General features: G+C 57.8%; 11 protein-coding genes. 8 read left to right on the plus strand and 3 right to left on the minus strand.

The genetic code is table 11. The features are described 5' to 3' along the window. Window positions 1-252: 252 nt before the first annotated feature. Both LQ215_RS24145 and LQ215_RS24150 read left to right on the plus strand, forming a co-directional pair. The gene (locus LQ215_RS24145; protein ID WP_230152898.1) at window positions 253-693 is read left to right on the plus strand and encodes a GlcG/HbpS family heme-binding protein; all 441 of its coding nucleotides are present in this window, start codon (window positions 253-255) and stop codon (window positions 691-693) included. A 216-nt stretch (window positions 694-909) separates the two neighbouring features. Further along, on the plus strand, window positions 910-1,368 hold the full coding sequence (locus tag LQ215_RS24150; RefSeq protein ID WP_230152899.1) for an REP-associated tyrosine transposase: 459 nt from the start codon (window positions 910-912) through the stop codon (window positions 1,366-1,368). Window positions 1,369-1,500: 132 nt separating this feature from the next. Here the strand turns inward: LQ215_RS24150 and LQ215_RS24155 are convergent, their stop codons facing one another. Beyond that, complete coding sequence (locus LQ215_RS24155) at window positions 1,501-2,109, minus strand: TetR/AcrR family transcriptional regulator (protein WP_230152900.1); 609 nt, start codon at window positions 2,107-2,109, stop codon at window positions 1,501-1,503. 130 nt (window positions 2,110-2,239) lie between these two features. On the opposite strand from LQ215_RS24155, the gene LQ215_RS24160 reads away from it, so the two are divergent. The 3 genes from LQ215_RS24160 to LQ215_RS24170 all read left to right on the plus strand — a co-directional run bounded on the left by LQ215_RS24160 (window position 2,240) and on the right by LQ215_RS24170 (window position 5,457). Next, complete coding sequence (locus LQ215_RS24160; RefSeq protein WP_230152901.1) at window positions 2,240-3,154, plus strand: DUF808 domain-containing protein; 915 nt, start codon at window positions 2,240-2,242, stop codon at window positions 3,152-3,154. 67 nt (window positions 3,155-3,221) lie between these two features. Beyond that, window positions 3,222-4,364, plus strand: coding sequence for an acyltransferase family protein (locus LQ215_RS24165; RefSeq protein ID WP_230152902.1), 1,143 nt, complete (start codon window positions 3,222-3,224; stop codon window positions 4,362-4,364). A gap of 127 nt (window positions 4,365-4,491) precedes the next feature. Continuing rightward, window positions 4,492-5,457, plus strand: coding sequence for a hypothetical protein (locus LQ215_RS24170; RefSeq protein ID WP_230152903.1), 966 nt, complete (start codon window positions 4,492-4,494; stop codon window positions 5,455-5,457). Window positions 5,458-5,712: 255 nt separating this feature from the next. Here LQ215_RS24170 and LQ215_RS24175 read toward each other — a convergent pair whose 3' ends face one another. Together LQ215_RS24175 and LQ215_RS24180 are read right to left on the minus strand one after the other, a co-directional pair. Continuing rightward, window positions 5,713-6,501, minus strand: a complete 789-nt coding sequence (locus LQ215_RS24175) for an MlaA family lipoprotein (RefSeq protein ID WP_230152904.1) — start codon at window positions 6,499-6,501, stop codon at window positions 5,713-5,715. Then, a complete protein-coding gene (locus LQ215_RS24180; protein ID WP_230152905.1) occupies window positions 6,494-7,792 on the minus strand; it encodes a serine/threonine protein kinase in 1,299 nt (432 codons plus the stop codon). The genes LQ215_RS24175 and LQ215_RS24180 overlap by 8 nt, the downstream gene beginning before the upstream one ends. A gap of 426 nt (window positions 7,793-8,218) precedes the next feature. On the opposite strand from LQ215_RS24180, the gene LQ215_RS24185 reads away from it, so the two are divergent. From LQ215_RS24185 to LQ215_RS24195, 3 genes are all read left to right on the plus strand, one after another. Further along, window positions 8,219-9,073, plus strand: coding sequence for a glycine betaine ABC transporter substrate-binding protein (locus LQ215_RS24185; protein ID WP_214509653.1), 855 nt, complete (start codon window positions 8,219-8,221; stop codon window positions 9,071-9,073). Between the two features lie 255 nt (window positions 9,074-9,328). After that, window positions 9,329-9,640, plus strand: a complete 312-nt coding sequence (locus LQ215_RS24190; protein ID WP_230152906.1) for a DUF485 domain-containing protein — start codon at window positions 9,329-9,331, stop codon at window positions 9,638-9,640. Continuing rightward, window positions 9,637-11,295, plus strand: a complete 1,659-nt coding sequence (locus LQ215_RS24195) for a cation acetate symporter (protein WP_230152907.1) — start codon at window positions 9,637-9,639, stop codon at window positions 11,293-11,295. The genes LQ215_RS24190 and LQ215_RS24195 overlap by 4 nt, the downstream gene beginning before the upstream one ends. Window positions 11,296-11,674: the final 379 nt, after the last annotated feature.

Below are 11,674 nucleotides of genomic sequence, written 5' to 3' on the forward strand. Positions count from 1 at the left end.
CGTTTTGTAATTGTATACAAGTGGCTGTGCGCAGAGTGTATTCACGGCAAACGGCGCAGGTCAATCCATTTCCTCAAGCATCTGTTTCATTCGTCGGAAGGCCAGGTTTTGCTGTGGTCTTTCGTCGATCAAGGTGCTTTGTGAAATTTATTGTATACAAAAACAATCGTTGTTGTGTTCTATTTGTTGCGTTCGGTTTTGCTGAAAGTGAAGCCCGCAAGGCTCTCCCATAACAAAAGAAGGACAGCACCCATGAGCGCTCTAACCTTGAAAATCGCCGTCAACCTGGCCGGGCAAGCCCTTGCCGCCGGTCGTGAAATCAACGCCGCACCCCTGACCGTCGCGGTCCTGGACAGCGGCGGGCACCTGGTAGCCTTGCAGCGCGAAGACGGCGCCAGCCTGCTTCGCCCGCAGATCGCCATCGGCAAGGCCTGGGGCGCCATCGCCCTGGGCAAAGGCTCACGCCTGCTCGCCCAGGACGCCCAGCAACGCCCGGAGTTTTTCGCGGCATTGAACGGGCTGGGACAGGGCAACGTCGTACCGGCACCGGGTGGGGTGTTGATCAGGGATCAGGATGGGAAGGTGCTGGGGGCGATTGGTGTCAGTGGTGATGTTTCGGATGTGGATGAGCAGGTAGCGGTCAGGGCTGTGGAGGCGGTGCGGTTGAGGGCGGATGTGGGGGTTACTGCTTGATTTGCATTGATTGACCGTTCGCTATCGCGAGCAGGCTCGCTCCCACAGGAGGGTTGAGGTGGGCAGACATTCTGCAAACGCCGCAGATCTAAACTGTGGGAGCGAGCCTGCTCGCGATAGCTATCTACCAGACACATCCAGCTAAAAGTCTGCCTCCCATCCAGGCATCCACAGGTCTAGCCTTCTCCATGAATCAAATCATCGAAGGGGCAAGGAATGCCCGGTTCACCTGCTTCACATAGGCTGCGCCTCGGCTGCTACGCCGAATCCAGCCGGATCTATTTACTGACCACCAACACGTTTGGCCGCGCACCAGTCTTTAAGGACCTTATCCTGGGTAGGTTAGTGGTTGAGCAATTTCGAAAAGCTCAAGAACAAGGCTGGGCAGACTCATTGGCCTGGGTGGTCATGCCTGATCATTTCCATTGGTTGGTCGAGTTGCGCAAGGGATCTTTGAGTGAGTTGATGCAAAGGACTAAATCATTGAGTACCAAAGCCGTAAATCTGCGTTTGAATAATAAAGTCAGCCTTTGGCAGCAAGGATTTCATGATCGAGCGCTGCGGCGGGAAGAGGATTTGGTAAAGCTGGCTCGCTATGTTGTGGCAAATCCACTGCGTGCGGGGCTGGTGAAGCGACTTGGCGACTACCCGCTGTGGGATGCCGTTTGGCTGTGACTTGAAATCCAGTTGCCGCTTTCGCGAGCAGGCTCGCTCCCACAAGGGATTCAGGTTGTTCGCAGAATCTGTATCACCGCAAACCCCTGTGGGAGCGAGCCTGCTCGCGAAGACGGCGACTCGGTCCTGAGCCTAGCGATCCACCTCACACCCCTTCAACACCAACCGAATAATCGTCTGCGCTGCCGCTTCGTAATCCGCTTCATCGAGCTTGGCCTTGCCGGTCACGGCGCTGATCTGCCAGTCGAAGTCGGCATAGGTCTGGGTGGCGGCCCAGATGCTGAACATCAGGTGGTTGGGGTCGATGGGGGCGATCTGGCCGCGGTCGATCCAGGTCTGGATGCAGGCGATGTTGTGCCGGGCCTGGGCGTTGAGTTGTTCCACCAGGTCGGCGCTCAGGTGCGGGGCGCCGTGCATGATTTCGCTGGCGAAGACTTTCGAGGCGAAGGGCAGGTCGCGGGAGATTCGGATCTTGGAGCGGATGTAGTGACTCAGTACTTCACCGGGCACGCCGTCGGCATTGAATGGTGTCGAAGCCTGGAGAATCGGTTCGATGATGCTTTCCAGTACCTCGCGATAGAGGTTTTCCTTGGATTTGAAGTAGTAGTAGACGTTGGGTTTGGGCAAGCCTGCCTTGGCCGCGATGTCGCTGGTCTTGGTCGCGGCGAAGCCCTTGTCGGCAAATTCTTCGCTGGCGGCACGCAGGATCAATGCTTTGTTGCGCTCGCGGATAGTGCTCATAAACCCAGGGGTTCCTTGCCTGTTCTGGCGGTTGCGCATGGTAGCACCGGCCTCGCGCGACGCTCAAGAATGCCCAATGCGCCGCGGCTCGCGGTATGCTGCGCGGCATGATTATTCAAGGAGCCTCTCCATGGCTGGAAGCAGTTTGCTGGTACTGATCGACGATATCGCCACCGTGCTCGACGATGTTGCGCTGATGACCAAGATGGCCGCCAAGAAAACCGCTGGCGTGCTCGGCGATGACTTGGCGCTCAATGCCCAGCAAGTCTCTGGTGTGCGTGCCGAGCGGGAACTGCCGGTGGTGTGGGCGGTGGCCAAGGGGTCGTTCATCAACAAGTTGATCCTGGTGCCGTCGGCGTTGGCGATCAGTGCCTTCGTGCCCTGGCTGGTGACGCCATTGTTGATGGTGGGCGGCGCCTACCTGTGTTTCGAAGGGTTCGAAAAACTCGCCCACAAATTCCTTCACAGCCCGGCCGAAGACCAGGCTGAACATGCGCAACTGGTTGAGGCCGTGGCGGATCCGGCGGTCGACCTGGTGGCCTTTGAAAAGGACAAGATCAAGGGCGCGGTACGCACCGACTTCATTCTGTCGGCGGAAATCATCGCCATCACCCTCGGCACCGTTGCCGACGCTGCACTGACCCAGCAGGTGATCGTCCTGTCGGGCATCGCCATCGTCATGACCATTGGGGTCTATGGCCTGGTGGCCGGGATCGTCAAGCTCGATGACCTGGGGCTCTGGTTGACCCAGAAACCAGGGCAGGCCGCCAAAAGCATCGGCGGTGCCATCCTGAGTGCAGCGCCCTACATGATGAAAAGCCTGTCGGTGATCGGCACGGCGGCGATGTTCCTGGTGGGTGGCGGCATCCTCACCCATGGCATGCCGGTGGTGCATCACTGGATCGAAGGCGTGGCGGCCAGTGCCGGCGGTGCCGGGTTTATCGTGCCGACGTTGCTCAATGCGGTGGCAGGAATCGTGGCGGGGGCGGTAGTGTTGGCGGGTGTGCTGGTTGTCGGCAAGGTCTGGAAAGCGTTGAAAGGCTAAGCTGGCAACGGGTAAGGGCTCCCGACCCACGAGTCGGGGGCCAGCTAATTACATCTGGAACAAATCAATGATCGAAACCTTTCAATTGCTGGCGCTATATGTGCTTTGCGTCGCTGTATTCTGCTTGATTGCCGGGCGCTTCCCTCTGCTCGCCCCTGAAGCACAACACCGAGTATCGTCGTTGGACGGTCTGCGAGGAATCCTCGCAACAGCGGTGATGGTTCACCACTTCGCCATCACCTTTGTGTGGCACAGCACCGGAACCTGGCAAGCCACTGACAGTCGCGTGATCAACAATATGGGGGCCGTGCCGGTGTCCTTGTTCTTCATGATTACGGGCTACCTTTTTACGCAAAAAGTGATCAGAGGGCAGCCCAATTGGGGCTCGCTGCTTTCCTCTCGATTGCGCCGCATTTTCCCGATGTACATCGTGTCTGTTCTCTTGGTTGCCGCTATCAGCGTCTACCAAACAAAGGGGGAACTCATCTCACTGCTTGATAATTTCGCCGCGCTCGGTAGTTGGTTGATCTTCATGGGAGGACCGATCAATGGATTTCCAGACAGCAAGCTGATCAACGCTTCGGTGCAGTGGACTCTGATGTACGAGGCGCTTTTCTATCTCTCGCTCCCGCTCATGTATTGCCTGTTCCGTCGCCAGTTGCCGATTTTCGCCTTGGTGATTTCCATCGGCGCAATCGCGATTTTATGGCCGGAGTATCACTCCGTATTCCACAAGCGGTACGTTAAGCTATTTCTGGTGGGTATGGCTGTTGCCTTTTTTGAACCCCGGCTGCGCAAGACGTCGATCAACTTCTCAAATCTCTGGTGCTGCCTCATCGCTGCCGGGGTCCTGCTCGCGAGTCTGAAGATGCGCTCATACTCAACGGGGCAAATGTTGATTCTTGGTATTCCGTTTGGGCTCTTCGTTCTAGGCAACAGCCTGCACGGGCTCCTGGAACACAAGGGGTTAAAAGTCCTCGGGGAAGCGAGTTTCAGTATCTATCTGCTGCACGGTATCGTGATTTACAGCGTGTTCAGCCTGCTGGAAATATACAATTTCACGGACGGCACCCTCGGGAGCTATGCATGGTATTTGCCGCTTATCATTCTGGCGGTGAGCGCGTTGAGTGTCTTGACCTATTGGTCAATCGAGCGACCCTTCATCATTTCGCCCCTCAAGCGGCTTGATAAGACAGCCGAAGAAATATGAATCCAGATGATTGCCAAGCGCTTTCCGATCCATCGATCAGTGTGAGTTCTGCATAGCTAAGACCCGCAGTTCAGCTACAAAACTCTGAAAGACGCTGCAATCTTTGACATTTTTTTACGAGAACGACATGGCCTATCAGCCTCCAGACATCACGTCGAAAAAGCTCCTGATTGTTTGTCGGGACGTCGGCGGTTATGTAAAGCGGCTGAGCGATTACTTAGCCAAAAATAATGAGGTCACTTTCGTTGATCTTTCTGCACCGCGCAGCCAGGTCTCGTTCCTACCCGGAAAGCTGCGGCGATGGTTGAAGAAATTCCTGACAGTTCGTGCGGCGCACCGCCAGATTCAAAAAGCTGGGAAAGTTGATGCTGTACTCATCATCAATCCCGCACAAATCGACATCGCGCTTGTCGACCAGGCAATGGTTGCAGCACAACAGACCATCGCGTTCCTGTCCGACGGCGTTAGAAGACTTGCCATGCCGGTTGCTCAGTTGGCCCGTTTCGACAAGGTCTATACCTTCGACGATGCAGACGCCCGGGAATACGGATTTCGCAAGCTCAGCAACTACATTTACGAGCTCGACGCAGAGCTTGAAACGACGCGTGAGTACAAGGCTTTTGTAGTGATGGCGGGCAAGCACCGCATTGACGTGCTGGGCAGAATAGCAGCTGAATTTGATCGTCTTGGCCACACCAATTACAAGTTCCTGGTACAAAGCAAGGTGGTCGAAAATTCCAGTCCCGGCATCACTTTTTTCAGGGAAAGGATGTCGCTCGATGAAGTGGGCGACCTGATTAGACGCTCTGAGATCCTGATCGATATCGTCCGGCCGGGCCATGCAGGTCTGAGCTTTCGCTTCTTCGACGCTTTGTTCTACCGGAAGAAAATCATCACCAATAATCCATCGGTAATGAATTACGATTTTTATGATGCGCGAAACATTCTGGTCATTGACAGCGAGCACCCTGTTATCCCGCCGTCGTTTCTCGTTGAGGAATACATTGATCCACCTGCTGACGTGGTCCAGAAGTACAGCATGAGCAGTTGGGCCCGTGAAGTGTTTGCTCCGCTTGCCGATGATCAGCGATAGGGGGTGCTTCACCACAGGCCATCACGGTTTAGGCTCGAAGATTCGAGGCGATGCCGTATGTAGGATCGACACGCTGCTTCGCAGCGGGCAAGCACACAGTGCTACCCATCAAGCCCAGTTGATGATGCTTATTCCCACACGTTGAACAGCCCTCCGTCATCGAGCATGCCGGAGGGCTTTGCTTGTGGGTGCCAGGCAGGTGGAGTCAGTTATCAAGCACATCCGTACAAGGCACAACCTGCATGCTTTGCAGGACTACTCGGCAACCTGCAACTTACGCGACTCGGTGTACACGTAGCGCACCTTTTCATATTCGAACGGCGAGTTCAGTTGCCCATAGCGGAAACTGGTCTGGTAGCGTTTGTCGACGCCGCGCAGAAGCAGCAGCTCCGGGTGGTTGGAACTGACTTCGGAGACGTTCAGGTAGTTGATCGCCGATTCGGCCGTGTAGTCCACCAGCAGGCCTGAGGTGTCGCGCAGGTTCGACGGGCCGAAGATCGGCAACACGAAGTAGGCGCCGCCTGGCACGCCGTAGAAGCCCAGGGTCTGGCCGAAGTCTTCGCTCTGGCGCGGCAGGCCCATGGCGGTGGCCGGGTCCCACAGGCCGGCGATGCCGACGGTGGTGTTGAGCAACAGTCGCGCCGTGGTTTCCATCGAACGCTTGCCCTTGAATTGCAGCAGGCTGTTCATCAGGTTTGGCACGTCCCCCAGGTTATTGAAGAAATTGCTGACCCCGGTGCGTACGAAGCTTGGCGTGATGTAGCGGTAGCCGTCGACCACGGGCAGGAACACCCACTGGTCGAAGCGGTAGTTGAAGTGGTAGACGCGGCGGTTCCAGGATTCCAGCGGGTCATAGACGTTCAGGGCGTTGAGGGTCGAGCGCTCGAACTCACGCTGGTCCAGGCCCGGGTTGAACTTGAGCTTGCTCAACGGCTCCTTGAAGCCGTCCGAATCCACCACCACAGGCGCATTGGCCTTGCTGTTGTCGGCTTGGACCATGCCCGTACTCATTAACGCGGCGATAAGCAGCAGATATTTAGCCACGGAAAAACTCCAGCATGGCGTCGCTGTTGACGCGGTAGTTAAGGTTGCCGCAGTGGCCGCCCAGTGGATAAACCGTCAGGCGATCACCAAAGGTCTTGCGCAGGAAGCCCAGGTCGCCCGGGCCGAGAATGACGTCGTCGGCATTGTGCATGACGGCAATCTTCGGGCTGTCGTGCAGGTAATCCTTCAGCGCGTACAGGCTGACCTGGTCGACCAGTTGCAACAGGCTGCCGCCGTCAGTGCGCGCGCGCCACATCGGGATCACCTGCTCGGTGAGGTAACAGTCGAAATCGCATTGCAGCGCACGCTTGAGGAACGGCGTCAGGCTGGTGCTTTCGGTGATCGGGAACTTGGGCGGGATGATCAGCCCGCGCCGGTTGATCAGGTCCGAGGTGAAGGCGATGTCGGCGGCCGAGAAACGGAACGAGGTGCCGATCAACATGGCCATCTGCTCGTTGCTCAGGTGTTGCTTGGACTGCTGGAAGTCGTAGAGCAGGGCATCGTTGAGGTCGATGTAGCCTTTTTGCTGGAAGTAGCGGGTCAGCTTGTTCAGCACCAGCTCATAGAAAGTGGTGGTGTTGTTGATGCCCTTGACCTCGGTCTGGACCAGTTTGTCCAGGTTGGTGATCGAGGTGTAGAGGTTCACCGGCGGGTTGAGCAGCAGCACCTTCTTGAAATTGAAGCTGCGTCGGGTTTCGTCCAGGTGTGCGACGAAGGCCGCGTCCAGGGCGCCGAGGCTGTAGCCGGTCAGGTAGTACTCGGTCACCGGCAGCTTGGGGTTCTGCGCGCGCACGGCTTGCATCACCCGGTACATGTCTTCGGCGTCTTCCTTGGAAATGCCGGGCGTGGCGAAGCGCGAAGCGGCGCTCATGAAGTCGAAGCTGGTGGGCGAGGACAACTGCACCACGTGGTAGCCGGCCTTGTAGTAGAGGCGCTTGAGGTATTCATTAATGCTACTGTCAAAGCGCGCACCGGTGCCGGCGATGAGGAAGATCAGCGGCGCGGGCTTGTCCTGGATAGCCATGCGGTAGGTGAGGCTTTTCACCGGCCAGAAGTTGTCCGGCAGGATGAACTCGCGTTCCGGGCGCAGGGTCAGGCTGTGGTCTGCCTGGTCGATGTCTTCGATCAGCGGCAACTCCGGACGCAGGTCCGGTGGCGTGGTGGCGATGGTCGCCTCGAACGGGTTGGTCAAGGGATAGCCATAGCTGGCGGCGTCAATATCTGCCGCCAGTGCGGACGCACTCAGGATAAGGCCGCCGAGAAGGGCAGCGAAGCGCAAGGAACGGAGCATGACTGGATCCCTTAGAGGAAGGTGCCGAATGAGGTTCGCAGGCTATGACCACCGAAGCAGAGCCAAGTGCCATGATGGGCACAAAACAGGCGCGGACGGGGCGCGATAGTAGCGGGACGATACACGGTCGTGCACGGCGGCGGCTAGATATCTGGCGGATTGCCAGATTCTGGCCTACAAGATTCGTATGGGATTTGCGACGACGCCGCTTCTGATCGTCTGCTGGCGTTCTGATGTCGTTTCTCGTTGCCTCAATGTCGCAGGCAGAGCAGGTTCCAGATCGGCGCAGGTTGATGATCAACGAGTCAGTACTCCACTGGCGTTCAGACCGGTTTGAGGGCGAGCGTGATGGGGGCGCTGAGCACCATAACAATACGTTGACGCCGCCCGGCATCCGTCGGGCGCAGCACTTTCGGGGAAGTAACGATGAAGATGCGACGACTCTTGGGCGCAGGTGCCGCACTGGTACTGGCGATCAGCTCCACCCTGGCCAGCGCCGAAAACAAAACCCTGAGCATCGGTTACGTTGACGGCTGGTCCGACAGCGTCGCGACCACTCACGTGGCCGCCGAAGTCATCCAGCAGAAGCTTGGCTACGATGTGAAGCTGCAAGCGGTCGCGACCGGGATCATGTGGCAGGGCGTGGCCACCGGTAAACTCGACGCGATGCTCTCGGCCTGGCTGCCGGTGACGCATGGCGACTATTGGACCAAGAACAAGGACAACGTGGTCGATTACGGCCCCAACTTCAAGGACGCCAAGATCGGCCTGATCGTGCCGGAGTACGTCAAGGCCAAGTCGCTTGAGGATCTCAAGACCGACGACTCCTTCAAGAAACGCATCGTCGGCATCGACGCCGGTTCAGGCGTGATGCTCAAGACCGAACAGGCGATCAAGGATTACGACCTGACCGGTTATCAACTCAAGGCCAGTTCCGGCGCCGGCATGATTGCCGAGCTGACCCGTGCCGAGAAGAAAAACGAATCCATCGCCGTCACCGGTTGGGTGCCGCATTGGATGTTCGCCAAGTGGAAACTGCGCTTCCTGGAAGACCCGAAAGGCGTCTACGGCGCGGCTGAAACCGTGAATAGCATCGGCAGCAAGGAACTGGAGGCCAAGGCACCGGAAGTGGTCGCGTTCCTGAAAAAATTCCAATGGGCTTCGAAAGACGAGATCGGCGAAGTCATGCTGGCGATCCAGGAAGGCGCCAAGCCTGACGCCGCCGCCAAGGACTGGGTTGCCAAGCACCCGGACCGCGTAAAGGAATGGACCGGCAAGTAATCGGCCTGGTTTAGCTGTTCTGAAAAACCGCATGACCGTGCGTCATGCGGTTTTTTTGTGCGTGCCATTTTTCGATTTGCACCGGTCCTCCTGTGGGAGCGAGCAGGCTCGCTCCCACAAGTATGGCTTGGGTTTTTTTGCTGGAAACTGGCAAGACCGTCATGTCGTTCTAATACTAAGGTCGTCTGGAACCTGTCCTTGAGCCGCATAGAGTAGGGCTGTTCCAATTAAATCTGTGCTGCGAGGATAAAAACAATGAACGACAGCATTTACCTCTCGATTCAAAACAGCCCGCGCTTCAAGGAGCTGGTGAGAAAAAGGGAAAAGTTCGCCTGGATTCTCTCGGCGATCATGCTTGGGCTGTATTCCGGCTTCATTCTTCTGATCGCCTACGGGCCACACATTCTCGGGGCCAAGATCTCGCCTGAGTCCACTATCACCTGGGGCATACCCATCGGTGTCGGCTTGATTCTCTCGGCCTTCGTCCTGACCGCTATCTACGTACGACGCGCCAACGGCGAGTTCGACGACCTGAACAATGCGATTCTCAAGGAGGCTCAGCAATGATCCGGCGTCTACTGGCTCTATTGAGCATCGCAGCGTTCGCTCCCGGCGCCTGGGCGGCTGAAGCCCTGACTGGTGCCGTGCAGAAACAACCCCTCAACGTCGCGGCTATCCTGATGTTCGTGGCCTTCGTCGGCGCGACTTTATATATCACCTACTGGGCGTCCAAGAAAAACAACTCGGCGGCCGACTACTATGCGGCCGGCGGCAAGATCACCGGCTTCCAGAATGGCCTGGCCATTGCCGGTGACTACATGTCGGCGGCGTCCTTCCTGGGGATCTCCGCACTGGTGTTCGCCTCCGGCTACGACGGTCTGATCTACTCGATCGGCTTCCTGGTGGGCTGGCCGATCATCCTGTTCCTGATCGCTGAACGCTTGCGTAACCTGGGTAAGTACACCTTTGCCGACGTGGCGTCCTATCGCCTTGGGCAAACCCAGATCCGCAGTCTGTCCGCCTGTGGCTCGCTGGTCGTGGTGGCGTTCTACCTGATCGCGCAAATGGTCGGTGCCGGCAAGCTGATCCAGCTGCTGTTCGGCCTGGACTACCACGTTGCGGTGATCCTGGTGGGCATCCTGATGTGCCTCTACGTGTTGTTCGGCGGCATGCTGGCCACCACCTGGGTACAGATCATCAAGGCGGTGCTGTTGCTCTCGGGTGCTTCGTTCATGGCCTTGATGGTCATGAAGCACGTCAACTTCGACTTCAACATGCTGTTTGCCGAAGCGGTCAAGGTTCACCCTAAAGGCGAGGCGATCATGAGCCCCGGCGGCCTGGTGAAGGATCCGGTCTCGGCCTTCTCCCTGGGTCTGGCGCTGATGTTCGGTACCGCTGGCCTGCCGCATATCCTGATGCGCTTCTTCACCGTGAGCGACGCCAAGGAAGCGCGCAAGAGCGTGCTGTATGCCACTGGCTTCATCGGCTACTTCTACATCCTGACCTTCATCATCGGCTTCGGCGCGATCCTGCTGGTCAGCACCAACCCGGTCTTCAAGGACGCGGCAGGTGCCTTGCTCGGCGGCAACAACATGGCGGCGGTGCACCTGGCCAACGCCGTGGGCGGCAGTATCTTCCTGGGCTTCATCTCGGCGGTAGCCTTTGCCACCATCCTGGCGGTGGTCGCGGGCCTGACCCTGGCCGGTGCCTCGGCGGTGTCCCATGACCTGTATGCCAGCGTGATCAAGAAAGGCAAGGCCAACGAGAAGGACGAGATTCGCGTCTCGAAAATCACCACCATCGCCCTGGCGGTGCTGGCGATCGGCCTGGGCATCCTGTTCGAGAAGCAGAACATCGCGTTCATGGTGGGCCTGGCGTTCTCCATCGCGGCGAGCTGCAACTTCCCGGTACTGCTGCTTTCGATGTACTGGAAGAAGCTGACCACCCGTGGCGCCATGATTGGCGGCTGGCTGGGCCTGGTCAGTGCCGTGGGCCTGATGATCCTCGGCCCGACCATCTGGGTGCAGATCATGGGTCACGAGAAGGCGATCTTCCCGTATGAATACCCTGCGCTGTTCTCGATGGCCATTGCCTTCGTCGGCATCTGGTTCTTCTCCATCACCGACAAGTCGGCTGAAGGTGCAAACGAGCGGGCGCTGTTCTTCCCGCAGTTCGTGCGTTCGCAGACTGGCCTGGGGGCGAGTGGGGCGGTTAACCATTGATACGGTAAGTTGTAAGCGTAGTGCTTGAGGAAATACCCCGGTCGAGAGGCTGGGGTATTTTTTTGTGCCGGGTTTAAGGGGGGGGCAGGGCTGTCGTCATCGCGAGCAAGCTCGCTCCCACAGGTAATGCTGTTCACTTAAGGCTGTGGATTGAGGTAAGGGTGTATATCCGTTGCTGCGGTAACGGCTGCTTAGGGTTCCGCCCTGACGGCGGGTCACTTTCGAAAAGCGCGAAAGTAACCAAAGCGCTCATGCCCCACCACTTGGCACCTCGCCTAGGCTCGGTGTGCCCTCACTCCGGCATTGCTCCGTGGGCCCGCCGCGAAGGGCCATCCATGGCCCAGCGCGGCTACCTCGGCATCCATGCCGAGGTGCCCAC

It is taken from the genome of Pseudomonas brassicacearum (assembly GCF_918698105.1).
Classification (GTDB): Bacteria; Pseudomonadota; Gammaproteobacteria; order Pseudomonadales; family Pseudomonadaceae; genus Aquipseudomonas; species Aquipseudomonas brassicacearum_F.